Source organism: Streptomyces avidinii, assembly GCF_014650695.1.
GTDB lineage: Bacteria > Actinomycetota > Actinomycetes > Streptomycetales > Streptomycetaceae > Streptomyces > Streptomyces avidinii.
Genome location: NZ_BMVL01000002.1, coordinates 675,400 through 701,350 on the forward strand (window position 1 = coordinate 675,400; position 25,951 = coordinate 701,350).

Annotated in this window: 22 protein-coding genes, 1 tRNA gene, 2 pseudogenes and 1 riboswitch; of the genes and pseudogenes, 12 read left to right on the forward strand and 13 right to left on the reverse strand. The window is 72.5% G+C overall.

The features are described from left to right. Positions 1 to 11: 11 nt before the first annotated feature. Positions 12 to 150: riboswitch (cobalamin riboswitch) on the reverse strand. A gap of 103 nt (positions 151 to 253) precedes the next feature. Beyond that, positions 254 to 327 (reverse strand) — tRNA-Trp (locus tag IE257_RS07380). Positions 328 to 406: 79 nt separating this feature from the next. Beyond that, positions 407 to 556, reverse strand: a pseudogene (locus IE257_RS07385) (hydrolase); the annotation flags it as partial. On the opposite strand from IE257_RS07385, the pseudogene IE257_RS38005 reads away from it, so the two are divergent. From IE257_RS38005 to IE257_RS07400, 4 genes and pseudogenes are all read left to right on the forward strand, one after another. Further along, positions 551 to 658: pseudogene (locus tag IE257_RS38005) on the forward strand (TetR/AcrR family transcriptional regulator); the annotation flags it as partial. The pseudogenes IE257_RS07385 and IE257_RS38005 overlap by 6 nt on opposite strands. Before the next feature lie 28 nt (positions 659 to 686). Next, complete coding sequence (locus tag IE257_RS07390; RefSeq protein WP_189965866.1) at positions 687 to 1,139, forward strand: DUF5959 family protein; 453 nt, start codon at positions 687 to 689, stop codon at positions 1,137 to 1,139. Between the two features lie 67 nt (positions 1,140 to 1,206). Further along, on the forward strand, positions 1,207 to 1,716 hold the full coding sequence (locus IE257_RS07395; RefSeq protein ID WP_189965867.1) for a hypothetical protein: 510 nt from the start codon (positions 1,207 to 1,209) through the stop codon (positions 1,714 to 1,716). Positions 1,717 to 1,827: 111 nt separating this feature from the next. Beyond that, positions 1,828 to 3,153: a glycoside hydrolase family 18 protein gene (locus IE257_RS07400; protein WP_189965868.1), complete on the forward strand. Its 1,326-nt coding sequence runs from the start codon at positions 1,828 to 1,830 to the stop codon at positions 3,151 to 3,153. A 438-nt stretch (positions 3,154 to 3,591) separates the two neighbouring features. On the opposite strand, the gene IE257_RS07405 is transcribed toward IE257_RS07400, so the two are convergent. Both IE257_RS07405 and IE257_RS07410 read right to left on the reverse strand, forming a co-directional pair. Further along, positions 3,592 to 4,596 (reverse strand): sugar kinase, encoded by a 1,005-nt coding sequence (locus tag IE257_RS07405; protein WP_189965869.1) that lies wholly within the window; start codon positions 4,594 to 4,596, stop codon positions 3,592 to 3,594. 2 nt (positions 4,597 to 4,598) lie between these two features. Further along, complete coding sequence (locus IE257_RS07410) at positions 4,599 to 5,240, reverse strand: bifunctional 4-hydroxy-2-oxoglutarate aldolase/2-dehydro-3-deoxy-phosphogluconate aldolase (RefSeq protein WP_189965870.1); 642 nt, start codon at positions 5,238 to 5,240, stop codon at positions 4,599 to 4,601. A 94-nt stretch (positions 5,241 to 5,334) separates the two neighbouring features. On the opposite strand from IE257_RS07410, the gene IE257_RS07415 reads away from it, so the two are divergent. Together IE257_RS07415 and IE257_RS07420 are read left to right on the forward strand one after the other, a co-directional pair. After that, on the forward strand, positions 5,335 to 6,216 hold the full coding sequence (locus tag IE257_RS07415; RefSeq protein WP_229920205.1) for an IclR family transcriptional regulator: 882 nt from the start codon (positions 5,335 to 5,337) through the stop codon (positions 6,214 to 6,216). Positions 6,217 to 6,343: 127 nt separating this feature from the next. Further along, on the forward strand, positions 6,344 to 7,990 hold the full coding sequence (locus tag IE257_RS07420) for a sigma-70 family RNA polymerase sigma factor (RefSeq protein ID WP_189965872.1): 1,647 nt from the start codon (positions 6,344 to 6,346) through the stop codon (positions 7,988 to 7,990). A 31-nt stretch (positions 7,991 to 8,021) separates the two neighbouring features. Here IE257_RS07420 and IE257_RS07425 read toward each other — a convergent pair whose 3' ends face one another. Both IE257_RS07425 and gad read right to left on the reverse strand, forming a co-directional pair. Continuing rightward, the gene (locus tag IE257_RS07425; RefSeq protein WP_189965873.1) at positions 8,022 to 8,816 is read right to left on the reverse strand and encodes a class I SAM-dependent methyltransferase; all 795 of its coding nucleotides are present in this window, start codon (positions 8,814 to 8,816) and stop codon (positions 8,022 to 8,024) included. 87 nt (positions 8,817 to 8,903) lie between these two features. After that, positions 8,904 to 10,295 (reverse strand): glutamate decarboxylase, encoded by a 1,392-nt coding sequence (gene gad, locus IE257_RS07430; protein ID WP_189965874.1) that lies wholly within the window; start codon positions 10,293 to 10,295, stop codon positions 8,904 to 8,906. A 335-nt stretch (positions 10,296 to 10,630) separates the two neighbouring features. Between gad and melC1 the strand changes: the two genes are divergently transcribed. Together melC1 and melC2 are read left to right on the forward strand one after the other, a co-directional pair. Then, a complete protein-coding gene (gene melC1 / locus IE257_RS07435) occupies positions 10,631 to 11,017 on the forward strand; it encodes an apotyrosinase chaperone MelC1 (RefSeq protein ID WP_189965875.1) in 387 nt (128 codons plus the stop codon). Continuing rightward, the gene (gene melC2 / locus IE257_RS07440; RefSeq protein WP_189965876.1) at positions 11,014 to 11,862 is read left to right on the forward strand and encodes a tyrosinase MelC2; all 849 of its coding nucleotides are present in this window, start codon (positions 11,014 to 11,016) and stop codon (positions 11,860 to 11,862) included. The genes melC1 and melC2 overlap by 4 nt, the downstream gene beginning before the upstream one ends. Here the strand turns inward: melC2 and IE257_RS07445 are convergent. Further along, the gene (locus IE257_RS07445) at positions 11,817 to 12,521 is read right to left on the reverse strand and encodes a response regulator (RefSeq protein ID WP_053703330.1); all 705 of its coding nucleotides are present in this window, start codon (positions 12,519 to 12,521) and stop codon (positions 11,817 to 11,819) included. The genes melC2 and IE257_RS07445 overlap by 46 nt on opposite strands. Beyond that, positions 12,518 to 14,182: a sensor histidine kinase gene (locus IE257_RS07450; RefSeq protein WP_189965877.1), complete on the reverse strand. Its 1,665-nt coding sequence runs from the start codon at positions 14,180 to 14,182 to the stop codon at positions 12,518 to 12,520. The genes IE257_RS07445 and IE257_RS07450 overlap by 4 nt, the downstream gene beginning before the upstream one ends. 105 nt (positions 14,183 to 14,287) lie before the next feature. Between IE257_RS07450 and IE257_RS07455 the strand changes: the two genes are divergently transcribed. Then, positions 14,288 to 15,727 carry a cation:dicarboxylate symporter family transporter gene (locus IE257_RS07455; protein WP_189965878.1) on the forward strand — a complete coding sequence of 480 codons (1,440 nt, stop codon included), beginning with the start codon at positions 14,288 to 14,290 and terminating at the stop codon, positions 15,725 to 15,727. Positions 15,728 to 15,992: 265 nt separating this feature from the next. Beyond that, positions 15,993 to 17,765 carry a S8 family peptidase gene (locus IE257_RS07460; protein WP_189965879.1) on the forward strand — a complete coding sequence of 591 codons (1,773 nt, stop codon included), beginning with the start codon at positions 15,993 to 15,995 and terminating at the stop codon, positions 17,763 to 17,765. Positions 17,766 to 17,785: 20 nt separating this feature from the next. On the opposite strand, the gene IE257_RS07465 is transcribed toward IE257_RS07460, so the two are convergent. The 3 genes from IE257_RS07465 to IE257_RS07475 all read right to left on the reverse strand — a co-directional run bounded on the left by IE257_RS07465 (position 17,786) and on the right by IE257_RS07475 (position 20,853). Next, positions 17,786 to 19,183: an alpha/beta hydrolase family protein gene (locus IE257_RS07465; RefSeq protein WP_189965880.1), complete on the reverse strand. Its 1,398-nt coding sequence runs from the start codon at positions 19,181 to 19,183 to the stop codon at positions 17,786 to 17,788. Between the two features lie 111 nt (positions 19,184 to 19,294). Then, a complete protein-coding gene (locus IE257_RS07470) occupies positions 19,295 to 19,987 on the reverse strand; it encodes a (2Fe-2S)-binding protein (RefSeq protein WP_189965881.1) in 693 nt (230 codons plus the stop codon). Positions 19,988 to 20,052: 65 nt separating this feature from the next. Beyond that, a complete protein-coding gene (locus IE257_RS07475) occupies positions 20,053 to 20,853 on the reverse strand; it encodes an alpha/beta fold hydrolase (RefSeq protein ID WP_189965882.1) in 801 nt (266 codons plus the stop codon). A gap of 140 nt (positions 20,854 to 20,993) precedes the next feature. Here IE257_RS07475 and IE257_RS07480 point away from each other — a divergent pair, with 140 nt between their 5' ends. Beyond that, positions 20,994 to 21,680 (forward strand): GNAT family N-acetyltransferase, encoded by a 687-nt coding sequence (locus tag IE257_RS07480; protein WP_189965884.1) that lies wholly within the window; start codon positions 20,994 to 20,996, stop codon positions 21,678 to 21,680. Between the two features lie 63 nt (positions 21,681 to 21,743). Here IE257_RS07480 and IE257_RS07485 read toward each other — a convergent pair whose 3' ends face one another. Beyond that, the gene (locus tag IE257_RS07485) at positions 21,744 to 22,772 is read right to left on the reverse strand and encodes a TolB family protein (RefSeq protein WP_189965886.1); all 1,029 of its coding nucleotides are present in this window, start codon (positions 22,770 to 22,772) and stop codon (positions 21,744 to 21,746) included. 266 nt (positions 22,773 to 23,038) lie between these two features. Here IE257_RS07485 and IE257_RS07490 point away from each other — a divergent pair, with 266 nt between their 5' ends. Then, positions 23,039 to 24,322, forward strand: a complete 1,284-nt coding sequence (locus IE257_RS07490; RefSeq protein WP_189965888.1) for an alpha/beta hydrolase — start codon at positions 23,039 to 23,041, stop codon at positions 24,320 to 24,322. Here IE257_RS07490 and IE257_RS07495 read toward each other — a convergent pair. After that, positions 24,300 to 25,772, reverse strand: a complete 1,473-nt coding sequence (locus IE257_RS07495; RefSeq protein ID WP_189965890.1) for a carboxylesterase/lipase family protein — start codon at positions 25,770 to 25,772, stop codon at positions 24,300 to 24,302. The two genes, IE257_RS07490 and IE257_RS07495, sit on opposite strands and share 23 nt — an antisense overlap. Between the last annotated feature and the right edge of the window lie 179 nt (positions 25,773 to 25,951).

Genomic DNA, 25,951 nt, shown 5'->3' on the forward strand with positions numbered 1-25,951 from the left:
TCGACGTGAAACTGCGAGGGAGGCGGTGCGTCAGTGTCTGACTCCCGGCCTCCCGCGGGGGAAGGACCGGTCACAGTGGCGGGACCGCACCGGAATCTCACCGGTTTCCTGTCCTGCACCGCCTGGGTAACGCGCCCAGTCTGCCAGAAACCGCCAGGCCACAGGGTCTCCGTGGTCCGGCGGTGGACGCAGCGAAGCCCGGACGGGAGGAGTCTCCCGTCCGGGCTTCATGGGAACTGCTGATCACACGGTGCAGGGGCGGCAGGACTCGAACCTGCGACCATCGGTTTTGGAGACCGGTGCTCTGGCCAACTGAGCTACGCCCCTTCGGTGGATCAACCATGGCACGGCGAGACGCGGAGCTCCACTGATTAACCGTCACCGCCGATGTCGCGCGGCGGCCCGGTCAGCCGTACATCGCGACGCGGTAGAAAGTCGCGAGCGCGTCGTCGATGGGGTGGGGCTGCGGCCTGCCGGAGGGGTCGAGCCTGTTCCACCTCTGCAGGTTCACCGCGACCGCCATCTGCCGCTTTCCGTCGGCACGGGTCACCGCGACGTCCGCCCCCTCGGGGCGGACCGCCGCGCCACGTTCGAAGAGATCCTGGCCGCCCAACTCGCCCACATCGAGACCGCCCTCCTCCCCGCCGACGAGGCATGAGGCGAGGTGAGGTGAGGTGAGGTCAGGTGTGACGGCGGATCTGATCCGGCTGGTCGACGGCGACAGCAGTGTCGGGTTGCGGGTGCTGGGGCGGCATCGGCCCGGGGGGAGTGTGTACAACGACCATCTCGACGCCGAGATCGTCGTCACCAGCGGTATCGCCAACGGGCGGCTGAGGCTGCGGCTTTCGCCCGAGGACCTGGACGACTGGGCCGAGGCGCTCGGTGAACTCGCCGTCGGCCGCGGCATCCGATGGCCGCGCCGTGGCAACGGGATCCGCGTCGAGGTCGACCGCCGGGTCTCCACACCCGTGCCCGTCGTCACGGTCACCGACGAGGAGGTGTCCGCCTCATCGGTCCGCCTCCGGCTGGACGTGGTCGACGGCTGGGTCGAGCAGCTGCGCCGGCAGTACCACCGGGTCCGGGAGGCATGGCCGAACGAGGTCGTGGTCGGGCCGCGCCCCAGGAGCTACTGGCAGTGAAGGGTGGCGGGAGCCCGGCGTGCGGAGGATCGTGGGCAGGGGGACCCCTGGAGCGGGAGGTTCCGTCATGCGCCGAAGTCGACGGCTCCTCGCGGCGCTCGCCCTCCTCGTCCCCGCCCTGCTGGGCTTCGCCCCCGGCGATTCGGGCGAGACGATCTCCCTCGCCGGGAACCTGCCCGGCGAGCGGCTCGACGTCACGTTGACGCAGGTGGTCGACCCCGCGAGCCCCGCGAGCGCGGCCCCCGCGACCCCCACCGGCCCCACCGGCCCCACCGGCCCCGACCGGCTCGTCGCGACGCGCTTGCGCCTGGAGAACACCGGGACCGCCGTCTACCAGGACTCCCCCGCCCCGGCCACGCATCTCCTGGACACCGCCGGGCAGCGGTTCACCGGGCTCGACCTGCCCACCGCGGCCGGACCGGCCTTCCCCGCCGCCGTCACCCTCGACCCCGGCGCCACGGCGGAGGGCTTCGTCACCTTCCGGATCCCCGCCGACGCCGAACCCGCCGCGGTCCAGTTCGCCCTCAACGGCGGACTGGCCGACGACGTCGGCCAGTGGAGCCTGCCGGCCCGGTAGCCGGCGGCCAGTTTCGGCCACCCCCTTGACCGCTCTGGTCCAGACCAATAGTTTCCGGCATGCACAGCGCACGCGCACACGCCCCGCTCCCCGCATCCGCAAAGGAAGCCCATGCGCCGCAGCATGCTCGGCAGGCTGGCCGTCGCCGCCTGCTCCCTCTCCCTGCTGACCGCCTTCGCGCCCGCCGCCGCCGCGCAGGCCGACGGTGGGCACGACCGTCCGTACAAGAAGGTCGGCTACTTCACCCAATGGGGCGTCTACGGACGGGACTTCCAGGTCCAGGACCTGGAGGCGAACGGCTCCGCCGGAAAGCTGACCCACATCAACTACGCCTTCGGCAACGTCAGTCCGCAGGGCAAGTGCTTCACGGGGAACGTGCCCGGTGAAGCCGACGCCTGGGCCGACTACGTACGCCCGCTCGACGCCGCGAACTCCGTCGACGGGGTGGCCGACACCGGCGAGCAGCCGCTCGCCGGCAACTTCAACCAGCTGCGCGAGCTCAAGGCCAAGCACCCCGGGCTCAAGGTGCTGATCTCGCTGGGCGGCTGGAGCTGGTCCACCCACTTCTCGGACGCCGCGCTCACCCCGGCCTCCCGCAAGGCCTTCGTCGAGTCCTGCATCGACCTCTACATCAAGGGCAACCTTCCCCAGGACGGCGCCCGCGGCGGAGCCGGCGCGGCCGCCGGCGTCTTCGACGGGATCGACCTTGACTGGGAGTGGCCCGGTTCCGCCGGTGACACCGACACGAAGTACCGGCCCGAGGACAAGCAGAACTTCACTGCGCTCGTCAAGGAGTTCCGCACCCAGCTCGACGCGTACGCACGGAGCCAGAAGAGGAAGACCACCTACGAGCTGACGGCCTTCGTCCCGACCGCCCCCGCCAAGATCGACGCGGGCTTCGACGTCCGCCGGATCATGCGCGACCTGGACTTCGTGACCCTCCAGGGCTACGACTTCCACGTCTCCGGCGAACCGAAGACCGCCCAGCAGTCGGCGCTCCACGCCCGGGGCGACTTCAGCGTCGACGGCACGGTCGACGCCTGGCTCCGGCGCGGCGCGCCCGCGGGCAAGCTGGTGATGGGGATGCCGTTCTACGGCCAGGGCTGGACCGGCGTCAGCGGTGGCGGGGACGGCATGGGCCAGCCGGCCGCGGGCCCGGCGCCGGCCACCTGGTCCGCCGGGTACGAGGACTACAAGGCGCTGAAGAAGCTGGCCGACTCCGGCACGTACACGATCCACCGGGACCAGCGCGGCGGCCACGCCTGGCTCTTCGACGGCACCACCCTGTGGACGTACGACGACCCGCAGGTGCTGCGCGCCAAGACCGGGTACATCCGCGCACACGGCCTCGGCGGTGCGATGTTCTGGTCGCTCGACGCCGACACCTCCGACGGCGAGCTGATGACGGCCGTCGACCGGGGCCTGCGCGGCCGCTGACCCGGGCCACCCGAGACCGGCGCCGCCGGGCCGCGGAACACCATCCGGCCCGGCGGCGCCCCTCCACCTACGCTGCCCCGCATGGAGAACCCGACGGTGCGGGCGGTCAACCGCCTCACGACGCATTGGGCCGCACAGGCCTGCGCACAGGAACGGGGCGTGAAGGCTGCGACGGGGCTGTGGACCGAGGCGGAACTGCCACTGGATCCCCTCTGGTCGGCGAAGCTCCCGGCGGGCGCCCGGGGCACGCTGACCGGGACACCGGACGCCGACGGGAAGATGCTGGACGCGTGGGCGGCGCCGCCGCGGCGCGGCCCGGCGCCGGCCGGCCGCCCCTCATGGAGCACCGGGTCCGCCGGGCGAAGGTCCGTTTCGACCGTCCGTTCGGCTTCCTGGCCGTCCACCGGGCCTCGCGGCTGGTCCTCGCCGCGGGCTGGGTCACGGAGCCGGAGACCGCGGTCGGGGCGCCCCGGTCGGCTGTCGGGCCGCGGCCAGCGCGGCCGTCTCGCTGAAGGCCGGGACGCGGCCGGTGCCGCCGCGGCCGGACACCGAGAGGGAGGCGGCGGCCATGCCGTACGCCACGGCGTCCGCGAGGGTGTCGCCGAGGGTGAGCCGGGCGGTGGTGGTGCCGGTGAAGCAGTCGCCCGCACCGGTCGCGTCCACCGGTTCGGGGTTGACGGGCACCGGGAGGTACACCGCCCCCGTGCCGTCGTCCAGCAGCAGCCGGTCGGCGCCCGAGGTGACCACGACCGTACGGGCGCCCAGCGCGCGGCAGCGGGCGGCGGCGGCGCACGGGTCGGCGGTGTCCACGAGGGCCCGCGCGTCGGCCGGGCAGGAGGTCTTGAGGAGCCCGGTCAGCGGCGCGATCCGGGCCAGCAGCTCCCGGGCCTCGGCCCGGCCGGTCAGCCGGGCGCGGAAGTTGGGGTCGTACGTCACGTGCCCGCCCGCCCCGTGCACGAGGTGGGCCGCGGCCAGTACGGCGTCGCGGCTGCTCGGCGACAGGGCGCCGGTGATGCCGCTGGTGATGAGGGCCCCGCAGCCGGTCAGCAGCTCCCGCCAGGATGCGATGTGCCCGGGTCCCAGGGTGGATCCGGCGCTGCGCGTGCGCCAGTAGACGAACTCCCGGTCGCCGTCGGTGTCGGCGCAGAGCAGATAGGCGCCGTTGGGGTGCGGGGCGCGGCGGACGTGGGAGACGTCCACGCCGAGCTCGGCCGCCCGGCGCAGCAGCGGTACGCCGAGCTCGTCGTCGCCGACCACGGCGAGCAGCGCGGTCCGGGCTCCGGCCGCGGCCGCGGCGGCCGCCGCGTTGAGGGCGTCCCCCGAATAGGAGATTCGGGCCGGGGTGCCGTCGGTGACCTCGCGCAGGGCGGTGGCTGCGTGGATCTCGACCAGTACCTCGCCGAGGACGAGGACGTCGTAGTGCGTGGCGGGTCGTCCGGGCACGGTCAGCGCTCCGCGGCGGCGCCGTGGGGCGCGCGGCCCGCGAAGGCCACCGGGCCGAACACGGCGGCCAGTTCGCCGGGGTCGGACGGCAGGCCGCCGCCGATGCCGACGGCCGTGGCACCTGCTGCGAGCCACTCGGGCACCTCGGTGGGCCGGATGCCGCCGGTCGGGATGATCACCGCCTCGGGCAGGACGGCCCTGAGGGAGCGGAGAAAGCCGGGGCCGCCCACATGGGCCGGGAAGACCTTGGCGGCTCCGCCGGCCCGGACGGCGGAGGCGATCTCGCCGGGAGTGAACCCGCCCTCGATGAAGACGGCTTCGCGGCGTACGGCGACGGCGCGGACCTCGGGGGCCGGGTACGGGGAGACCAGGAAGGCAGCGCCCGCATCCAGGGCGGTCTCGGCCTGCGCCGTGGTGGTGACCGTGCCGACACCCATCAGGGCGGGGCGGCCGCGGACGTCGCTCAGCGGGGCGGTGCGGCTGACGGCGGCGGCCCAGCCGGGGGTGGAGGTGGTGAGTTCGACCGCGCGACAGCCGACGGCGAGGAGGGCGGTGGTGTGGCGGACGGCCTCGTCGGCGTCCGTGTCGCGCAGCACGGGCAGCACGCGCTGGGCGGCGAGCACCGCGTACAGGTGATCAGGCATGAACCCTCCCCGATCGTTCCACGTACTGGAACGGAGTACCGTATGACGGAACCATGTGGTCTAGACCCTACCTGCGCCAGGAGCACCCGTGTCAATGGATGAAGCGGCGATGGACGGAAGTTCGGCACGGACCGGAGGAACCGACCGGACCGACAGAACCGACGGGACCGGCGGAACCGGCGGAACCGGCGGAACCGGCGGAACCGGGCCGACGGCGCGGAAAGGGCGGACCTCCGCAGCCGGTTCCGCCCTGGAGAAGTCCCTGCGCGTCCTGGAAGCGGTGGCCGCGCCCGGCGGGCCGCACCGGCTGGCCGATCTGACGGCGGCTGCCGCGGTGCCCAAGTCGAGCACGTTCCGCATCCTGGCCTCGCTGATCGACCAGGGCTTCGTACGCCAGGAGGCCGACAGCCGCTACGGCGTGGGGCCGCGCCTGCGCGGGCTCGCCGCCCTCGTCGGCGCCGGCGAGCCGGCGACCATCGGGCGCATCCTCGGCGAACTGCGGCGGGCCACCGGCCAGACGGTCCATCTCGCCCTGCACAGCGGGCAGACCATCACCTACATCCGCAAGCTGGAGGGCGGCGAGGACCAGCCCTTCCGTACGGCGTCCCGCGTCGGCATGCGCATGCCGCTGCACACGACCGCAATCGGCAAGAGCATCCTGGCCCACCTGACCGCCGACGAGGTACGGGAGCTGATCGCCGCCACCGGGCTGCCGCGCCGGACCCCGCACACGCTCACCACCGCGGGTGCCCTGCACGCCCAACTGGCGGAGGTCCGCGCCCGGGGCTTCGCCGTGGACGACGAGGAGAACGAGCCCACCATCCGCTGCATCGGCGCGCCCGTCCTCGGGCCGACGGGACGGCCGGTCGGCGGGGTCAGCGTCACCACCGTCGCGTTCCTGGTCTCCCGCGAGGAGATCGCGGCGTACGCACCGGCCCTGTGTGCTGCCGCCGAGGCCCTTGCCCCGCTGCTGTGACCCCCCGAATGGAGGTCCGAAAACAGACTTCGGGAAAATTCTTCGGGATAACTGTTATCGACACCCCGATCGCAGGTCTCCCAGGTATCGGGCATCATCGACCGCCGGTACGGACAGGGAACATCACATGACTACTCAGCACACCGCAGCACTCGTGGCAGCGGCCCGCGCGGGTGACCCCCACGCGCAGGACGAGCTCGTCGGCGCCCATCTCCCGCTCGTCTACAACATCGTCGGACGAGCCCTGGGCGGGTCGTGCGACGTGGACGACGTGGTGCAGGACACGATGCTGCGGGCGCTCGACGGGCTGGGCGGCCTGCGGGTGGACGAGAGCTTCCGGTCCTGGCTGGTGGCGATCGCGATGAACCGGGTGCGGGCGCACTGGCAGGCCCGGCAGAGTGGTTTCGGCGAGAGCACGCTGGAGTCGGCGAGCGATATCGCCGACCCGGGTGCCGACTTCGTCGACCTGACCGTCGCCCGCCTCAACCTCTCCGGCCAGCGGCGCGAGACGGCCCGGGCCACCCGCTGGCTGGAGCCCGAGGACCGGGCCCTGCTGTCCCTGTGGTGGCTGGAGTGCGCCGGAGAGCTGACCCGGGCGGAGGTGGCCGGCGCCCTGGAACTGTCCCCGCAGCACACGGCGGTCCGGGTGCAGCGGATGAAGGCCCAGCTGGAGTCGGCGCGCGTGGTGGAGCGTGCGCTGGACACCCATCCCGCGTGCCAGGAGCTGCGGACCGTGATGGCGGGCTGGGACGGGCAGCCCTCGGCGCTGTGGCGCAAGCGAATAGCACGGCACGCCCGTGAATGCGTACGGTGCTCCGGCCTGTGGAGCGGACTGGTTCCGGCGGAGGGGCTGCTGGCCGGTCTGGCCCTGGTACCCGTTTCGGCGGCCCTCCTGGCAGGGGTCAAGTCGGCCGGGGCGGCCGGCTTCGCGCCCGCGAGCGTTGCCTTCGCCGACGGCTTCGACCCGGGCTTCGCCGACGCGGCGACCCAGCTCACCCCGGTCACCGATGCGGCGACCCAGGTCACCCCCGTCGGCGGCCCGGGCGGCGGCGGCCGCGGCGTGCTGCGCAAGCGCCGGCAGAGCCGGCGCCGGGTGGTCGGCGGTGCGGTCCTCGCCGCCTGCGTCGCGGGCGGCGGGCTCGTGTACCTCGGGGGGCTGCCCGGTTCGGGCGACACGAAGGAGGGCGCCGCGCCCGCCACCCCGCTGGCCGCGCTCTCGGCGACCGAGTCCGCCGGGCTGCCCTCGGAGTCGGCCTCGCCCTCCGCGTCCCCTTCGCCCTCCCCGTCGGCCTCCGCCTCGCCGAGCCCGTCGGCGAGTCCGAGCCCGACGCAGTCCAAGAGCAAGTCCCCGAGCCCGAAGGCTTCGCCGGTCAAGCCGGCGCCGGCCCCGCCGTCGGGCGTGGCCGGCCAGGTCGTGGCCCTGGTCAACAGCGAGCGGGCGGCGGCGGGCTGCGGCCCCCTCAAGGAGGACCCGCAGCTGCGCGCAGCCGCGCAGGGGCACTCCGACGACATGGCGGCCCGGGACTTCTTCGCGCACACCAGCCCCGACGGCAAGGACCCGGGCGACCGGACCACCGCGGCCGGGTACCGCTGGTCGACGTACGGGGAGAACATCGCGCGGGGCCAGCAGACGGCCCAGTCGGTCATGGACTCCTGGATGAAGAGCCCCGGCCACCGCGCGAACATCCTCAACTGCTCCTTCAAGGACATCGGCGTGGGTATCCATCAGGGCTCGGGCGGCCCCTGGTGGACGCAGAACTTCGGCGCCCGGTAGCGGGCACGGGCCGGGCCGGTGCGCAGGTGGGTCACGGGCGCCGGCCCCGGACCGCCCAGGCACGGGCGGAGAGGGCGACCGAGCCGTCCGGGCCTGCGGGGAGGAGCCCCTCGAGCCGCGTGCGCAGCCGGTCCCGGGCGGCCGGGGCGAGGGTGGCGACGTAGCCGGGAGCCGGTCCCTGGCCGGAGAGGAAGGGCTCCCAGAGGTCCGCGAAACCGGCGAAGACGGTGGGCACCTCGATCGGGGTGACCGTCACGTCGACGAGCCCCGCCCCGGTCCAGAGGTCTCGCAGGGGACCGGGGCGGCAGTGCGCGAACCGCCGGCCCTCGTCCAGTGCGCGGGCCGCCGGATCGAGTGCGGCCGCGGCGTCCCAGAAGCGGCGCAGGAAGGTCATGCCCTCGGGGTAGTCCCACACGTACGAGGCGACCAGCCCGCCCGGGCGAACCACCCGGGCGGCTTCGGCCGTGGCCCGCGCCGGTTCGAGGAAGTTGAGGGCCAGCCCGCTGACGACTGCGTCGAACGCCGCGTCGGGGGCCGGCAGCGCCAGGGCGTCGGCCACGGCGAAGCGGGCCGGCGCCGGGGCGCCGGCCCGGGCCGTGCGCAGGAAGCCGGGAGACCGGTCCAGTCCCAGCACGACGCGGGGTCGGCAGCGGACGGCGACCACCTCGGTCAGCGCTCCCGTGCCGCAGCAGACGTCCAGCCACCGCTGACCGCTCAGGCCGCCGAGCCGCGCCACGAACACCTCGGCGACCTGTCGGCTCCAGCGGCCCATGTACCGCTCGTAGGCGTCCCCCTCCGCCCACACGTCGGACGGGTCCTCTGCCATGCCGCCGCCCCTCTCCACGGGCTTCCCGGTGACCGGAGCCGGGCCGTCTTGCGGATCTTGTCGCCCGGCAAGATCCGAAAGAGCGGCCTAGTGGTGGAAGCCGGAGCGCGGCTCGGTGGCCGGGACGGGCGGGGGCGTGGCCTCCAGGTGTTCCACGGCCGCGCGCAGGTCGGTGGCGAGCAGCGCCATCTGGTCGCGGGTCACGCCGTGCCGGACGAGGACGCGTTGGATGACCGTGTCGTCGCGGTCGGCGGGCAGCGGGTACGAGGGCACCTGCCAGCCGCGCATGCGCAGCCGGTCGGAGAGGTCGTAGAGGCTGAAGCCGACGGCGTCCGGGTCGGTGAGCTTGTAGGAGACGGCGGGCAGGGCGCCCCGGCCGTCGTAGAGGAGGGTGAAGGGCCCCATGTCGGCGATCTGCCGGGCGAGGTATTGGGCGGTGTCGGCGCAGGCTTCCTGGACGCGCCGGTAGCCGGCCCGGCCCAGCCGCAGGAACAGGTAGTACTGCGCGATGATCTCGCCGCCGGGGCGGGAGAAGTTGAGCGCGAAGGTCGGCATGTCGCCGCCCAGGTAGTCCACGTTGAAGACGAGGTCGGCCGGGAGGAGGTCGGCGGTGCGCCAGATGACCCAGCCGACTCCGAGGGGCGCGAGCCCGTACTTGTGGCCGGAGGTGTTGATGGAGGCGACGCGCGGCAGCCGGAAGTCCCACACCACATCGGGGTGGAGGAAGGGTGCGACGAAACCGCCGCTCGCGCCGTCCACGTGGATGGGGACGTCCCAGCCGTGCTCGGCCTGGATCCGGTCGAGCTCGGCGGCGAACTCGGCGACGGGCTCGTAGTCGCAGGTGTAGGTGACGCCGAGGATGGCGACGACGCCGATGGTGTTCTCGTCGACGTACCGGGCGAGCTGATGGGCCTGCAGGCCGGTGGCGCCGGTCTCCAGCGGAACCTGGCGCAGTTCGACGTCGAAGTAGCGGGCGAACTTCTCCCAGCAGACCTGGACCGGGCCGCACACCAGGTTGGGGCGGTCGGTGGGCAGGCCCTCGGCGCGGCGGCGCTCGCGCCACCGCCATTTGAGCGCGAGGCCGCCGAGCATGGCGGCCTCGCTGGAGCCGGTGGTGGAGCAGCCGGCCCCGGTGGCGCCGGCGGGGGCGTTCCACAGGTCGGCCAGGATGTTGACGCAGCGGGACTCGATCTCGGCGGTCTGCGGGTACTCGTCCTTGTCGATCATGTTCTTGTCGAGGCAGACGTTCATCAGGCGGTGCACGCCCTCGTCCGACCAGGTGGTGCAGAAGGTGGCCAGGTTCTGGGCCGCGTTGCCGTCCAGGAGCAGCTCGTTGCGGAGCAGCTCGTAGACGACCTCGGTCGGTGAGTGGTCCTCAGGAATTTTGTACTTGGGGAGGATCTGGCCGCTCAGCGTGGACGCGAAGACGTCCGTGTCGGCGTCCTGGGCACGTACGTCCTTCGTCTCATGAAGAGCCATATCGGGACTATAAGTGACAAACCTCCTCGATCAGGGATGAGATTGACGGCCACGCGAGGTGCGGTCGCGCCGCCGGGGCGAGAAGGTCCGTAACAGGCTGCAAAGGGTTGCTGACGCTCTGCTTCCAGCCGACTCTGCGATGTGACCCTGCCCATACGCCCCCAGGACCGCCGAAGAAATTACTGTCCAGTAGACTCGGCGCCGCAGATCTTCCCGTTCGGACCCCCGGAGCCGCTCCGGACGGGAAGATCATCCAACTTGTTCTACCGGCAACGTATCCATCCATGTCCGGATACAGGCCAAGCCTCTCCCCCACCCTGATACCTCTTCGTGCCATGAAGAAGATCACTCGCCGTCAGGCCTTGGGGACAACCGCCGGTGTCCTCACCGCCCTTGGTCTGACCGCCGCTGCCGCGGGCGCCACAAGCGCCGCCGCGACTCCCACCGAGCCCACCACCCCGGGCTCGGTCGACGAGGTCTACCAGGGCCGCCGTATCCAGATCACCCCGGGCGGGGGCGGCCACCACGGCGGCCACCACTCCCCGGGCCAGCCCACCGTCCGAATAGACGGCAGGGAACTGCACATCATGCGCAACGCCGATGGCACGTGGATCAGCGTGATCAACCACTACGAGACCTTCGCCGACCCGAAGCTCCTCGCCCGCGCCGCGGTCCGCGATCTCCAGGGCGCCGCCCTCGTTCCCTTCGGAGGTGCGGCATGACCGTACGCAAGAACCAGGCCACGCTGACCCCCGCGGAGAAGCGCGCCTTCACCTCGGCCCTGCAGGAACTCAAGCGCAACGGCAGTTATGACCGTTTCGTCACCACCCACAACGGCTTCATCATGAGCGACACCGACTCGGGCGACCGGGTCGGCCACCGCTCCCCCTCCTTCCTGCCGTGGCACCGGCGCTTCCTCCTGGAGTTCGAGGAGGCGCTGCAGAAAGTGGACGCGAGCCTCGCGCTGCCCTACTGGGACTGGACCGCGGACCGCACCTCCCGCTCCTCCCTCTGGGCCCCCGACTTCCTCGGCGGCACCGGGCGCGCCCGGGACGGCCAGGTCATGGACGGTCCGTTCGCATACGCGACGGGCAAGTGGAACATAAACGTACGGGTGGACGGGCGCGCCTACCTGCGCCGCGATCTCGGCACCTCCGTCGCCCAGCTGCCGACCAGGGCCGAGGTGGACGCCGTCCTCGCCATGCCGGTCTACGACATGGCGCCCTGGAACAGCTCCTCCAACGGCTTCCGCAACCACCTGGAGGGCTGGCGCGGCGCCAACCTGCACAACCGGGTGCACGTGTGGGTCGGCGGGCAGATGTCCACCGGGGCCTCCCCCAACGACCCGGTGTTCTGGATGCACCACGCCTTCATCGACAAGCTGTGGGCCGAGTGGCAGGCGAAGCACCCCCAGTCCACGTACCTGCCGGGCGCGGGCACGCAGAACGTCGTCGACCTGAACGACACCATGCGGCCGTGGAACAACGTGACCCCGGCGGACATGCTCGATCACCGGAAGTTCTACACCTTCGACACCGAACCGGTCGCCGCCGCCAGCCAGCGGTAGTGCAGTTCGGGGCGGCCGACCTGGCCGTACCGGGGGGTCCGGTCCGCGCGGCCGGTGTCCACCAGGTGCTCCAGGTACCGGCGCGCGGTGATCCGGGAGATCCCCGCCGCCTCGGCCGCCCCCGCCGACGTCAGTCCCTCGGGCGCCGCCCGCAGCAGGGCGGCGACCCGGTCCAGGGTCGGCGCGCTCAGCCCCTTGGGGAGCTCGGCCGGGCGGGGTGCGCGCAGGGCGGCCATCGCCCGGTCCACGTCGTCCTGCCCGGCCGCCTCTCCCGCCGCCTGGCGGAACTCGGCGTAGCGCAGGAGCCGTTCGCGCAGGGTGGGGAAGGCGAACGGCTTCAGCACGTACTGGACCACGCCGAGCGAGACGCTCTCGCGGACCACGGCCAGATCCCGCGCGGACGTCACCACGATCACGTCGACGGGATGACCGGCCGCCCGCAGCCCGCGCGCGAAGCGCAGGCCGTGCCCGTCGGGCAGACCGAGGTCGAGCAGGAGCAGGTCGACGCGGGTCCGCTCCAGGAAGCGGGTGGCCTCGGCGAGCGAGTGAACCGCGCCGACGGCCGTGAAGCCGGGCACTCGGCCGACGTACAGCGCGTGCGCGTCGGCCGCCACCGGATCGTCCTCGACGACCAGCACGCGCACCTCGCCGGCGCTCACCGCGAACCCGCCGCGTCCGCCGGATCGGCCAGGTCCGCCGGTGCCGGCACGTCGGCCGGGTCCGCCCCGGGCGCGGCTGCGATCGGCAGGCGGACCGTGAACTCCGCTCCACCGCCCGGGCCCTGCGCGGCGACCACGGTGCCTCCGCAGCGCTCGGCCACCTGCCGGACCAGTGCGAGGCCGAGGCCGCGTCCCTCCCCCTTGCCGGACCAGCCCCGGCAGAAGACGTCCACCCCCTCGGGCAGCCCGGGTCCGTTGTCCGCGACCCGCAGCAGCAGCTCCTCCGGCTCCGGCCGCAGCGTCACCGCGATCCGCGCACCCGGTACGGCGGTGAGCGCGTCGACCGCGTTGTCGATGAGGTTGCCCAGCACGGTGACCAGGTCCCGGGCCGGTGGCAGCAGCCCGCCCTCCTCGGCGAGGCTGCGGCTGTCGGCGGTGACCACCAGCTCGACTCCCCGCTCGTGCGCCTGGGCGGCCTTGCCGAGCAGCAGCGCCACCAGTACCGGTTCGCCCACCGCCGTGACCACCTCGTCGGTGAGGGCCTGGGCGAGTTCCAGCTCGGCGGTGGCGAAGTCGACCGCCTCGTCCGCACGGCCGAGTTCGATGAGCGAGACCACGGTGTGCAGCCGGTTCGCGGCCTCGTGGGCCTGGGAGCGCAGCGCCTGGGTGAATCCCCGCTCGTGGTCCAGCTCGCCGGTCAGTGCCTGGAGTTCGGTGTGGTCGCGCAGGGTGACGACGGTGCCCCGGCGGCCGCCGCCCGCGACCGGCGAGCTGTTGACCACCAGCACCCGGTCCGCGGTCAGGTGGACCTCGTCCACGCGGGGCCGGTCGGCGAGCAGGGCCCCGGTGAGCGGGGCCGGCAGACCGAGGTCCGCGACCCCGCTACCGGTAACGTCGCCCGGCAGGGCCAGCAGTTCGCGTCCGGCATCGTTGATCAGCGTGATCCGGCGCTGCCCGTCGAGCATGAGCAGGCCCTCGCGCACTCCGTGCAGGGCCGCCTGGTGGTAGTCGTACATCCGGCTGAGCTCGGCCGCGTTCATGCCGTGAGTGTGGCGGCGCAGCCTCGCGTTGACCACGTACGTGCCCACCCCGCCGAGGGCGAGGGCGCCGCCCGCGACCCAGGCGAGGGCGGAGAGCTGGGTGGCGAGCCGGTCGCTGATGGCGCGGACGGTGATCCCCGCACTGACCAGGCCGACGATCCGGCCGTCGTCCCGGAGCGGGGTGACCACGCGGATGGAGGGGCCGAGGGTGCCGGTGTACGTCTCGCTGAAGGTCTCGCCGCGCAGCGCCGGTGCGGTGTTGCCCATGAAGGGCTCGCCGATCCGGCGCGGGTCGGGGTGGGTCCAGCGCCGCCCCTCGGGGGACATGATCGTCACGAAGTTCACCCCGGAGTCCACGCGGACCCGCTCCGCGTAGGGCTGGAGCTCGGCGGACGGGTCGCTCCCGCGCGCAGCCGCACGGACGGCCTCGCGGACGGACGGGGAGTCGGCGACCGCGAGGGCCACGGCCCCGGCCTGGCGGCGGGCGGCCTCCTCGGCCTGGCCCCGGGCGGTCGCGTACGCGAAGACGGCGCAGCCCGCGACGACCACGGCGACCAGCAGCACCTGCATGGCGAAGAGCTGGCCGGCGAGGCTGCGCGGGGGTCGAGGGAAGCGGAACATGGCGCTCAGTGTGCACCGGGTCGTGAACTCAATGAACGCAAGGGTGACCGGGGTCACAGCCCTGGGCGATGGTCTCCCCGAACGTAATCACCACCAGGAGGCATCGTGGCCGCCAGACGCGACAGAACGCACTATCTCTACATCGCGGTGATCGGCGCGGTGCTGCTCGGCATCGCCGTCGGCTTCGCCGCCCCCGGCGTGGCCGTGGAGCTCAAACCGCTGGGCACCGGCTTCGTCAGCCTCATCAAGATGATGATCTCGCCCGTGATCTTCTGCACGATCGTGCTGGGCATCGGTTCCGTGCGCAAGGCCGCCAAGGTGGGCGCCGTGGGCGGGCTCGCCCTCGGCTACTTCATGGTCATGTCCACGGTGGCCCTGGCCATCGGCCTGCTGGTCGGCAACCTCCTGGAACCGGGTAGCGGGCTGCACCTGACCGAGGCGGCACGCAGCGCGGGCGAGGCGCAGGCCAAGGCGGGCGGAGCGGAGAGCACGCCGGAGTTCCTGCTCGGGATCATCCCGACCACGATGGTGTCGGCCTTCACCGGGGGCGAGGTGCTGCAGACGCTGCTGGTGGCACTGCTCTGCGGGTTCGCGCTCCAGGCCATGGGTGCGGCGGGCGAGCCGGTGCTGCGGGGCATCGGGCACATCCAGAAGCTGGTGTTCCGGGTACTCGCGATGATCATGTGGGCGGCGCCGGTGGGCGCTTTCGGGGCGATCGCGGCGGTGGTCGGGGCCACCGGCATCGACGCGCTGAAGTCCCTCGCCGTCATCATGATCGGCTTCTACACGACCTGCCTGCTGTTCGTGTTCGTGGTCCTCGGCACGCTGCTGAGGGTGTGCACCGGCGTCAGCGTCTTCGCCCTGCTGCGCTATCTGGGCCGGGAGTTCCTGCTGATCCTCTCGACCTCCTCCTCGGAGTCGGCGCTGCCGCGGCTGATCGCGAAGATGGAGCACCTCGGTGTCTCGCGGCCGGTCACCGGGATCACCGTGCCGACGGGCTACTCCTTCAACCTGGACGGGACCGCGATCTACCTGACGATGTCCTCGCTGTTCGTCGCCGAGGCAATGGGCAAGCCGCTCGCCCTGGGCGAGCAGATCTCGCTCCTGCTGTTCATGATCATCGCCTCCAAGGGTGCGGCCGGGGTGACCGGCGCGGGCCTGGCCACCCTGGCCGGCGGACTGCAGTCGCACCGGCCGGAACTGGTGGACGGCGTCGGCCTGATCGTGGGCATCGACCGGTTCATGAGCGAGGCCCGGGCGCTGACGAACTTTGCGGGCAACGCGGTCGCAACGGTGCTGATCGGGACCTGGACGAAGGAGTTCGACCACGCACGGGCCTCCGAAGTCCTCGCGGGACGACTGCCGTTCGACGAGAGCACGCTCGTCGACGACGGGCACGGGGCCCAGCACGGCGAACCCGTGCAGTCCACCGGGGCGGCCGGAGCCCACGGGCCCGACGGAACCGACTCGTCCGATGCGTCCGACGGAACCCCGAATTCCGTGCCGCTGCCCTCGATCAACCCCAAGGACGGGGTACCGGTCTAGCCGGTACGCCTCCGCGGGCCGACCGGGCAGGGCTCGCCCCCACGGTGCCCAGCCCGGTCGGCCCGCCGCATTCTCCGCACTTGCACCCATAGTCGGTATTCGGCCACCGATAACCGAACCCCCCGGCTGTAAAAGGTACTTCCGTAACAGGCTGTGTGCATGACATCTTGCGTCCACCACTTGTTTCGTTCGACCCGGCCTGACCACCGGGTCTTCGGAGGACGCATTGATACCCCACATATCCAGCCGACCTCGACGTACCCTCGTGCTGGCCGCCACGCTCGGCGCAGCACTCGTCCTCGGGGCTCCCGCCGCACTCGCCGGCACCGCCCCGGTCTCGCCCAACGGCTCCTCGGCCCCCGCCCCGGCGGCGGCCCCCAAGGCTGCGGCCCCGGCTTCCCAGAGTGCGACCTGGGTTGCCGGTACCCGTGCCTACCTCGTCATCACCGCTCCCGGTGACACCACGGCGGTGCGGAGCGCCGTCACCGCCAACGGCGGCACGGTGTTCAACCACTACGACGCGATCGGCGTGGTCATCGCCCACTCCGCGTCCGGCACCTTCGCCACCACCATGCGCGGTGTGAGCGGGGTCCAGCAGGTCGGCGCGACCCGCACCTCGGACGTGCCGGCGGACGCCTACAACCCGGCGCTGCCCGCCAACCCGGCGCAGTCCACGACGCCTTCGGGCGAGCCGGTCCGCGCCGACATGACCCAGATCAAGGCCGACCAGGCCTGGGCCGTGACCACCGGTTCCGCCTCCGTCAAGGTCGGCATCCTGGACACCGGTGTGGACGACCAGCACCAGGACCTGGCGCCGAACTTCAACGCGGCGGACTCCGCGTCCTGCGCCTACGGCAAGCCGGACACCCGTACCGGCGCCTGGCGGGACGTCGGCACCCACGGCACGCACGTGGCCGGTACGGTCGCCGCCGCCAAGAACGGCAAGGGCGTCATCGGCGTCGCGCCGGGCGTGAAGATCTCCTCGGTGCGCATCGCCGAGCCGACCTCCTCGCTCTTCTTCGCCGAGAACACCGTCTGCGGGTTCATGTGGGCCGGCGACCACGGCTTCAAGGTCACCAACAACAGCTACTACACGGACCCGTGGCAGTTCAACTGCCCGGACAACGCCGACCAGGCCGCGATCATCGAGGGCGTCAAGCGCGCCCAGGAGTACGCGGAGGGCAAGGGCTCGCTGCAGGTCGCTGCAGCCGGCAACTCCAACATCGACCTGGCCAACAAGACGACCGACACCGAGAGCCCGAACGACTCGACGCCGGTCACCCGCACCATCACCAACGCCTGCCTGGACATCCCGACCGAGCTCCCGGGCGTGGTCACGGTCTCGGCGATGGGCACCACCGCGAAGGCCTCGTACTCCAACTACGGCCTGAACGTCGTCGACGTGACGGCGCCCGGCGGTGACACCACCGGCATCTACAGCACCCTGCCGGGCGGCAAGTACGGCAGCATGAGCGGTACGTCGATGGCGTCCCCGCACGTCGCCGGTGTGGCGGCCCTGCTGGCCAGCACCAACCCGGGCATCACCCCGGCGCAGCTGCGCGACAAGCTGGCCACCCAGGCCAATGACGTCGCCTGCCCGTCGGACAGCCGCTGCAAGGGCACCACGGCGAAGAACGGCTTCTTCGGCGAGGGCCAGGTCGACGCGCTGAAGGCGGTCGGCAGCACCCCGCCGCCCGGCAAGTACTTCGAGAACGCCGGCGACTTCGCCATCGGCGACAACTCCACCGTGGAGAGCCCGATCACCGTCGGCGGTGTCACCGGCAACGCCCCGGCCACCCTCAAGGTGGGCGTGAACATCGTTCACACCTACATCGGTGACCTCAAGGTCGACCTGATCGCCCCGGACGGCACCGTCTACACCGTGCACAACCGTGCCGGCGGCAGCGCCGACAACATCAACCAGGTCTACACCGTGAACGCCTCCTCCGAGGTCGCGAACGGCACCTGGAAGCTGCGGGTCAACGACAACGCCGGCGGCGACACCGGCAGGATCGACTCCTGGAACCTGACCTTCTAGAGGTCCCTCCGGAAGTACGCCTAGCGCTGGAGGACGTCGGCGAGCCAGTCGAAGACGACGTCGCAGTGCTGCTGCGGGGCCATCGGGGAGCAGTGCAACTGCGCCCCGGTGGCCTCCGTCATCTTCACGTACTCGCGCCGCGTGCGCAGCAGGTCGTACATCTGCTGCGGCTGGCCCGGGTAGAACAGCTCGAAGTCGTAGTCCAGGACGAGCGTCGGGGCCTTGATCCTCCCCACCACCTCGGTGATGTCGAGCCCCATGGCCACCTGCGCCGGGGTCCAGATGTCCGTGGGCACGATGCCCGCACGGGCCTGGCGCAGTGCCTGCCCGTCGAAGATCTCGAAGCGCTTCTTGACCGTGAAGGCGAGCTGCGGGGTCAGTTCCGGGACGACCTCCTCGTTCCAGACCCGGTTGGTCTCCTCCTTGTCGGGGGTGACGACGGCGCGCAGCTCCGCGTCGAAGCCCAGCCAGGGGCTGACGCAACCCGGCTGGCAGGCGACGGCGGCGAGCCGGTGCTCGAAGGCGGCGGCGCGGGCGACGAGGTTGCCGCCCATGCTCAGGCCCGTGATCGCGATCCGCCCGCTGTCCACGTCCTTGCGGGTCTCCAGCCAGTCGACGATCGGGCCGACCACCTTCTCCCAGCGGGTGGTGAAGGGGATCTCCTCCACGAACAGCAGCTGCCCCTGGCCGGGTCCGTCGTAGACGAGGGCGTTCCAGCCCCGGTCGAGGGCGGCGGACACGCCGTAGGTCCACATGTCCAGGTTCTGGCCGTCGCTGCCGTTGGTGAGGATCACGGTGGGGCGCGGCTCGGCCGGACCGTCCGGGCGGAAGAACCACACCGGCAGATGCGTCCTGCCGTACGGGACCTTGGCGCGGACGGCGGCCGGTGAGCACAGCCGGGTGAAGGTGTCCCAGGCCTTGCGCCCGGCCAGGTAGACCGCTTCCTCGTCGCCGGGGTGGTCGGTGCCGAGCACGTAGAACAGCGCCTGCGCGTAGTACTGGGAGGCCCGCAGGGAGCGGAAGCGCCGGGTCTGCGAGGGGGCCTCGTGACCGTGGCGGCCGGCGGCCGGGGGCGCGGCGAGCCGGTCCCCCCAGGCGCGGAAGGTGTCGCTGAACGTCTGCTCGGACAGACCGGCCGCGTTGATGGCGTTGACCGCGGTCAGTACCTCGCCCACCTCGGAGGCGCGCATCCCGGCGGCGCCGAGTGCGAGCAGGCCCGCGAAGTTGAAGCCGGGATCGTCGAAGAGTTCCATCGCTCCGGGCGTGGGATCGACGGCCTTCGCGGACGGCTCGGGCGCGGCGGCCGCGGTGCGGGCCGCCGCGCCGCCGACAGCGAGGACCCCGGCGCCCGCGGCGAGCCCGGTGAGGGCCGCGCGGCGGGTGAGTGCGGAGGGCTGGTGCGGTGTACGAGCGGTCATGCAGCGGACCGTACGCCGGGCCGGTGGCGGGTCGCGGCACGGCGCGCGCTCCCTTGCTCCGAACGGCCGCGTGCGGCCGCGAACGGCCGCGTGCGGCCGCGACGCGTGCGGTCAGGCCCGCCGCCGGTCCGGCCGCGCGGCGCGCAGCACGCAGTCCCCGCAGAGCCCACCGCCGGGCACCCGGTAGTAGAGGCAGCAACTGCGCCGTACGAAGGCCACCCCGAGCCCGTCCTCGTGGATGAAGGTGCCGGTGCCCGCGAGCGCCCCGTCCTCGGCCAGCAGGGCGCCGGCCGGCTCCACTGCCACGCCGCCCGGGACCCGGTCGATCAGCACCCGCAGCGCCCCGACCAGACCGGAGGCCGCATTCCCGCGCAGGACCTGCGCCGACACCCCGAAGCGCTCGCGCAGGGCCGCGTCCAGCACGGCCAGGTTCGCCAGGACGTTCTCCCCGAGCTCCTCGGCCGGCAGGCCGGGGCCGGGCTCGGGCAGCCACAGCTCGAGCGACCCGGCATCCGGCAGCCGCCACCACACCCGTTCGGCGGACAGGTCCGGTACTCGGCCCGCCAATGCCGCGGACCCGAGCGCGAGCGACCACAGCCGGGAGGCGATCCCGAACTGCGCGGTCGAGGCGGCGACCCGGCCGGGTCCGCTGCCGATCCGCCGGCCCACCTCGGCCACGTACGGCCCGAGTTGCTCCCCGTAGAGCGCCGTCAGCGGCCGGAAGCCGGGGCCGGGCGGCTCCGTCCCGTACGGGACGGTGAAGAAGGGCCCCACGGAGGCCAGTCGCCGCAGTACGTCGTCCATACCGGGAATGATCTCAGCGGTGCGGTGCGGGGCCCGGGTCGGGCCGGGGGTCCTGCGCGCGCCGCTCAGAGCCCCGCGAGGAAGTCCAGCAGTGCCTTGTTGAAGGCCTCCGGCCGCTCCAGCCCGGGCAGGTGGCCGGCCCCCTCGATCACGGTGAGCACCGAGTGCGGCAGCAGCGCGTGCAGGGCCTCGGCCTCCGCGACCGGGGTGTAGACGTCGTCGGCGCCCACCAGCACCAGGCAGGGCTCGGCGGCCCCGGCGAGCACGGGACGGTAGTCGGGACGCTCGGCGCGGCCGCGCAGCGCCGCGGCCGCGCCCTCGGGATCGGTCGCGCACATCATGGCGCTCACCCGCGCGGCGGTCTCGGGCATGGCCGTCACGTTGTGGGCGGCCAGCATCTTGTCGATCACCTCTTCGGCGTAGGGCCGCATGCCCTCGGCGATCAGCCGTTCGGCGGTCTCCCGGCGGAACTTCGCGCCGTCCGGGGTTTCCGGAACGGGAGAGGTGTCGGAGAGGACCAGGGCCCGTACCAGACCCGGGTGGCGCAGTCGTACCTCCATCGCGATCTGACCGCCCATGGACACACCACCGACGACCAGATGTTCGATCCCCAGGCCGGCGAGCAGGGCGGCGAGATCGTCCGCGAGATCCGCCAGGATAGCCCTGCCCGGGAGCACCGGGCTTTCCCCGTATCCCCGCAGGTCAGGCGTGATCACACGGTATCCGGCGGCCGTCAGCGCGGCCGTCTGGGGGGCCCACATCGTGCGGTTGAAGGGATGTCCGTGGATCAGGATTACGGGCGCTCCCTCGCGGGGACCGAAGTCATCGAAAATCAGTGGCACGCCATTGCCAAATTGGGGGTTCATGAGAGGACTTTAAGGGGCTACATTGAGCCACTCGCGTTCACCTGACAGCCGGTTGCCTTTCACTCGTGTTTTGCACGGGGGGCGACGTCATGGACGCAGACTGTGCAACCACCCCACCGCCCAGAAGGACCGAAGGCTCCGTGCCCGTACCCGTACACCTCGCGGGCCGCACCGTGCGGCTCGAGCCCCTCGCCCCCCACCACACCGAGGCTCTGGCCGTGGCCGGGGCCGAGGATCGTACGACTTACGCCTTCACTCCCGTGCCCCACGGGGTGCAGGCGTCCCACGAGTACATCGACCGTGCCCTGGCCGATCAGGCTGCGGGTCGATCGCTCCCGTTCGCGGTGGTCAGAGCCACCGACGGGCGGGTCGTCGGTTCGACCCGGTTCCTGGAACTGGACTACTGGCAGGGGCCTCTGGTCTGGCCCGCCGTGCCCGGCGTCCCGTTCGGCGATCCGGCGACGGCGATCCCCGATGCCGCCGAGATCGGCAATACCTGGCTGTCCCCGGGCGCCCAGGGCACCGGCATCAATACCGAGGCGAAGCTGCTCATGCTCCGCCATGCCTTCGAGACCTGGGGGGTGCGGCGCATCTCGCTGCGTGCTGATGCGCGCAACGGCCGGTCACGGGCCGCGATGGAACGTCTGGGCTTCACCTGCGAGGGGGTCCGTCGGGCCCATTCGCGCGGGCTCGACGGCGCCGTCCGCAGTACTGCCTTCTACTCGATCCTCGACGAGGAATGGCCGACCGTACGGTCGATCATCGAGCTGAGGCTGTCGGCGGGCGCGCAGCGCAAGCGGCGCCGCAAGACCCTCGTCCCCGCGTAACCCGGCCGGCCGGACGGAAGAGCGGAAAAACGGTCCTGCCCCTCGGCCCCCGCCGCGGCCCCCTCACCCGAGGAAGGCCGGGGCGAGGGCCGAGTCCATGAGGCGGGCGGGGGCGCCGCTCCCGTCGGCCGGCAGGGCGTACAGGTCGGCTCCGAAGTCCCCGGGCAGGGCGTAGGCGACGGTCCTGTCGTCGATCCACACCACCTGGTCGTCGACGCTCCGCTCCTCGCCGAGCGGGGTCTCGGCGCCGGAGGCCAGGTCCAGCACGTGCAGCCGCCAGGGCGCCTCCGCCGGCAGGCCCGGCACCCGCTTCTTGAAGGCCAGCCGGGTCCCGTCGGGCGACAGCGACGGGCACTCGACGTTCTCGCGCAGCGTGGTCACGGTGCGCGCGGCCAGGTCGCCGCGGACCAGGTGGGTGCGGCCGCCGGTGGCGAGCGTCGCGTAGAAGGCCCGCTCGTCGGCGGTGAAGGTGACCCCCCAGAAGTTGACGTCGGCGGCGCGGTACGGCTTCCCGTCCTTGAGGATCGTGAAGTCCTCCAGCGAGGCCTCCAGCCGGCCCGTGCGCAGGTCGAGCACCGAGGTCCGCGTGGAGAAGTCCGCACCCGCGTACGAGTCCCCGCCGACGAAGACGGTCCACGCGGCGAGGTGCCCGCCGGGCGAGACCCTGGCCCGGGTGGGAACCCCGCCCAGCGAGTGTGCGGACACCTCCTTCAGGCGGGCGTCGAGGACGACCGCCCGATAGCCCTCCTGGACCCCGCTGCGGTCCGCCCGGAGGCAGATCCCGGTGCCCCCGGCCGCGTGGAAGCGCAGGCAGCTCACCCCGGACGCGGTGCGGGTCCCTTCCGGCGCGCCGGCCGCGACGGTGGCGAGCTCGTCCCGGTGCGGGCCCCAGGCCATGTTGCGGAACACGATCCGCCGGCCGCCGTCGCCCGGTGCCAGCGAGAACTCGCCCCGGGTGATCTGCGGGCCGCCGGCCCGGGCCCGGTCCTTCTCGTCGGCCCGGGAGGAGGCCCGCAGGACGGCGAGTACGCAGACCGCGGCGAGCAGGGCCACGGCGGTGGCCAGGATCAGGATCCGGCGCTGGAGCGTCATGGGAGGACTCCGGGGCGGGGTGGGGTTCCGGGGGCGGCGCGGGGGCACCATACCCAGCGGCATGTGCAAGGGCCAGGCATGGACGGCGGCGGGATCGTGAACTCCACCGGCCGTACGGGCGTCGGGCAATGGCCTCCCCCAGAGGACCCCAAGAGTAGGAAAAGTGCGGAACCCTGACATGCTTTCGTTCATCCTTCGAACGGAAGGACTCAGCAGTCAGACCACCCCGCCCCTCTGGGGCAGCACCAGCCGGAGAGCCACCGCACATGTCGTACGCACCCGACGGGCAGCAGTACCAGCCGTACCGGCCGGAAGGACAGATACCCCGGCCGCCCCACGGCGACCAGTACGGCCAGCCGTACGGACAGCAGCCGCCCCAGCAGCCGTACGGGCAGCAGGGCGGGCACGGGCAGCAGGCGCAGTACGCGCCGCAGGACCAGTACGAACAGACGGCGCGGTACGGACCGCAGGACCTCTACCCCGAAGAGCCGCCGCGCCGCCGGAAGGGGCGCCGCTGGCTGATAGCGGGCGCCGCCGTCCTCGCGCTCGCCGGCACGGCCGCGCTCGTGCTGAACCACTACGAGATACCCCCCTTCACCGACAAGGGCTCCGCGGTCTCGTTCGGGCAGGCGCCCGCGGGAGGCGGCAAGAAGAACGACGCTCCCCCGCCGGCGAACTCCAAGATGCTCATGCCGACCGGGCCGGCCGCCGAGTTCAAGAACTCGATGACGCTCCCCGACGGCACACACGTGGCCGTCACCACGCTCGACGGCAAGAAGTCCGGCTTCAAGGGCAAGGTCTGGGTCTGGGCCCCCAAGGAGTACAACGACCCGAAGTTCGCCAAGAGCGGCTTCCCGGTCATGATCGCCCTGCCGGGCGGCGCCGGTTACCCCAGCAACTACTGGATGGGCACCGACCTCGGTCTCCAGACCAGCATCGGCAAGTGGTACACCGAGGGCAAGAGCAAGCCCTTCATCCTGGCCATGCCGGTGCTCAACCCGGCGCCGGACGACAAGGGCATCTACTGGGACGGCTCCGACATCCCGGGCCAGCCCAAGATGGGCACCTGGCTGACCGAGGACGTGCCGGACCTGGTCAAGGCGAACTTCCGCACCGTCAAGTCCCGTGACGGCTGGGCCTTCATGGGCTCCTCCACCGGCGGGTTCGCGGGCCTGAAGGCCGTACTGAAGCACCCGGACAAGTTCAAGGCCGTGATCGCCTCCGGCCCGGACATCGTCCCGGACTCCTCCCTGTGGAAGGGCCACGACAAGGAGAAGGCCGAGAACAACCCGGAGCTGCTGGCGAAGCAGCTCATCGACGCCAAGGGTCCGGACGTGTACCTGGCCTTCCAGGTCGGTGACAGCGAGAACAACAAGAAGACCCTGCCGGACGTGCAGAAGTTCATCGCCACCTACGGCAACAAGGGCCCGATCCATGCCGAGTTGAGGGTCATCAAGGGCGGCCAGCACAACGCCAAGACCTACGTCCCGAACATGGGCGAGGGGCCGATCCAGTACATCAGCAAGGTCATGGAAGGACCCGTCGAGTAGTCACCGACGCCTGCTCCGCATCGAGCGAAGGCCCGCCGAACACCTTCGGCGGGCCTTCGCCGTTCCAGGCCGCCCAGCCCGGATCGCCCTCCACCGCGAACCGCACCCAGGCCGCGTGCATCTCGTCGGCCAGCTCCTGCGGGGGCTCGGACCCGGCCAGCCAGGCGGCCTCCGGTGCCGCAAGGGTGTCGAACACGAAGCCCAGCTCCAGGGCGTGGCAGGCGCCGAGCCCCGGCAGGCCGGAGGGCCAGCCGAACTCGTACAGGAAGCTCGGCGCCGCCCGCCGCGCCCCGGCGAGCCTGCGCAGCGGGTCGCGCAGGAGCCGGTCGGTGAGCAGCTGCCCGGCCAGCTCGGCGGGGCTCGCGGCGGGCAGGGCGGTGCGCAGCGCCCGTACGGCCGCCCGGTCCTTGCCGGTGCGGGCCCGGGCCAGCGATACGGAGAGCTGGCCGAGCCGGTCCAGCAGGCGCATCCCGCCCGTGGGGGCGAGCCACAGCCGGTACTCGTCGCTCGTCCAGCCGAGGAGCAGCGGCACCTCGGCGGAGACCGCGGAGTCGCAGAGGGCGTCGAGGGGGTCGGTGGGGATCGTGTCCGGGTCGGCGACCAGGCCGAAGGCGGGTCCGCCGAGGAGCGGGCCGGATCTGCGCAGAACGGCCGCCTGGGCGGCCAGCAGGTCGGGCAGGTCGGTGGCTGAGAAGGCTGCGGCGGTGGCGTCCACCTTGAGCAGCGAGGCCATCCGCCGGACCATGGCGCGGACCCTGACGCGCGGCAGGACCTCGGGGGCTCCGCTCTGCAACACGGCCCGGGCGAACAGCCCGGCCGCGCGCGGGGCGGCCAGGAGGGAGCCGATGCTGATGGCGCCGGCGGATTCCCCGAAGACGGTGACGTGTTCGGGGTCGCCGCCGAAAGCCCCGATGTTGTCGCGGACCCAGGTGAGGGCGGCGATCTGGTCCAGCAGGCCGCGGTTGACGGGGGCGTCGGGGAAGAGTCCGTAGCCGAGGACGCCGAGGCGGAAGTTGAAGGAGACGAGGACGACCCCGTCGCGGGCGAAGGCGGAGCCGTCGTACACGGGAACCGCCGAGGAGCCCCGGGTGTGCGCCCCGCCGTGGATCCACACCATGACGGGGCGCCGGGCGCCGGGGGCCGGGTCGGGTGTCCACACGTTCAGGTTCAGGCAGTCGTCCCCCGGGATCACCGGGTCGGGGAGCAGGGCGGCGAACGTGTCCGGGTACGGCACCTTGGGCGCGGTCGGCCCGTAGGCCGCGGCGTCGCGCACGCCGTCCCAGGCGGCCGGGGGCGCGGGCGCCGCGAACCGCAGGGCGCCGACGGGCGGGGCGGCGTACGGGATGCCCAGGAAGACGGCCGTCCCGCCGGGGCCGGTCCGGCCCTCCACGACACCGCCGGCGGTCCTCACCCGCGGGCGGCGGCCGTCGGTGGCGGCCTCTGCGCTCATCTCGTCCTCCTGCGGTGCCTGCGATGCCGGGATATGCCGGTGACGCTGACGCTGACGGCGACGGTCGCACCGTCGCACAGCCGTCCAACGGGTGACAAGGCGTGACCGGCTCCGGGCCCGTCCCGGTTGGACGGGCATGCGATTCCTGCGTATCCACCATGCCCTGCCCGTCCTGCTGA

Coding starts and splice junctions, on each gene's coding strand:
- gad (WP_189965874.1), bottom strand. CDS start 10,295: ATGGCTCTTCATGAGACGAAGGACGTACGTGCCCAGGACGCCGACACG.
- IE257_RS07410 (WP_189965870.1), bottom strand. CDS start 5,240: ATGCCTGATCACCTGTACGCGGTGCTCGCCGCCCAGCGCGTGCTGCCC.
- IE257_RS07485 (WP_189965886.1), bottom strand. CDS start 22,772: ATGACGCTCCAGCGCCGGATCCTGATCCTGGCCACCGCCGTGGCCCTG.
- IE257_RS07415 (WP_229920205.1), top strand. CDS start 5,335: ATGGATGAAGCGGCGATGGACGGAAGTTCGGCACGGACCGGAGGAACC.
- IE257_RS07495 (WP_189965890.1), bottom strand. CDS start 25,772: ATGAGCGCAGAGGCCGCCACCGACGGCCGCCGCCCGCGGGTGAGGACC.
- melC1 (WP_189965875.1), top strand. CDS start 10,631: ATGAAGAAGATCACTCGCCGTCAGGCCTTGGGGACAACCGCCGGTGTC.
- IE257_RS07490 (WP_189965888.1), top strand. CDS start 23,039: ATGTCGTACGCACCCGACGGGCAGCAGTACCAGCCGTACCGGCCGGAA.
- IE257_RS07395 (WP_189965867.1), top strand. CDS start 1,207: ATGCGCCGAAGTCGACGGCTCCTCGCGGCGCTCGCCCTCCTCGTCCCC.
- IE257_RS07470 (WP_189965881.1), bottom strand. CDS start 19,987: ATGGACGACGTACTGCGGCGACTGGCCTCCGTGGGGCCCTTCTTCACC.
- IE257_RS07450 (WP_189965877.1), bottom strand. CDS start 14,182: ATGTTCCGCTTCCCTCGACCCCCGCGCAGCCTCGCCGGCCAGCTCTTC.
- IE257_RS07400 (WP_189965868.1), top strand. CDS start 1,828: ATGCGCCGCAGCATGCTCGGCAGGCTGGCCGTCGCCGCCTGCTCCCTC.
- melC2 (WP_189965876.1), top strand. CDS start 11,014: ATGACCGTACGCAAGAACCAGGCCACGCTGACCCCCGCGGAGAAGCGC.
- IE257_RS07465 (WP_189965880.1), bottom strand. CDS start 19,183: ATGACCGCTCGTACACCGCACCAGCCCTCCGCACTCACCCGCCGCGCG.
- IE257_RS07420 (WP_189965872.1), top strand. CDS start 6,344: ATGACTACTCAGCACACCGCAGCACTCGTGGCAGCGGCCCGCGCGGGT.
- IE257_RS07425 (WP_189965873.1), bottom strand. CDS start 8,816: ATGGCAGAGGACCCGTCCGACGTGTGGGCGGAGGGGGACGCCTACGAG.
- IE257_RS07475 (WP_189965882.1), bottom strand. CDS start 20,853: ATGAACCCCCAATTTGGCAATGGCGTGCCACTGATTTTCGATGACTTC.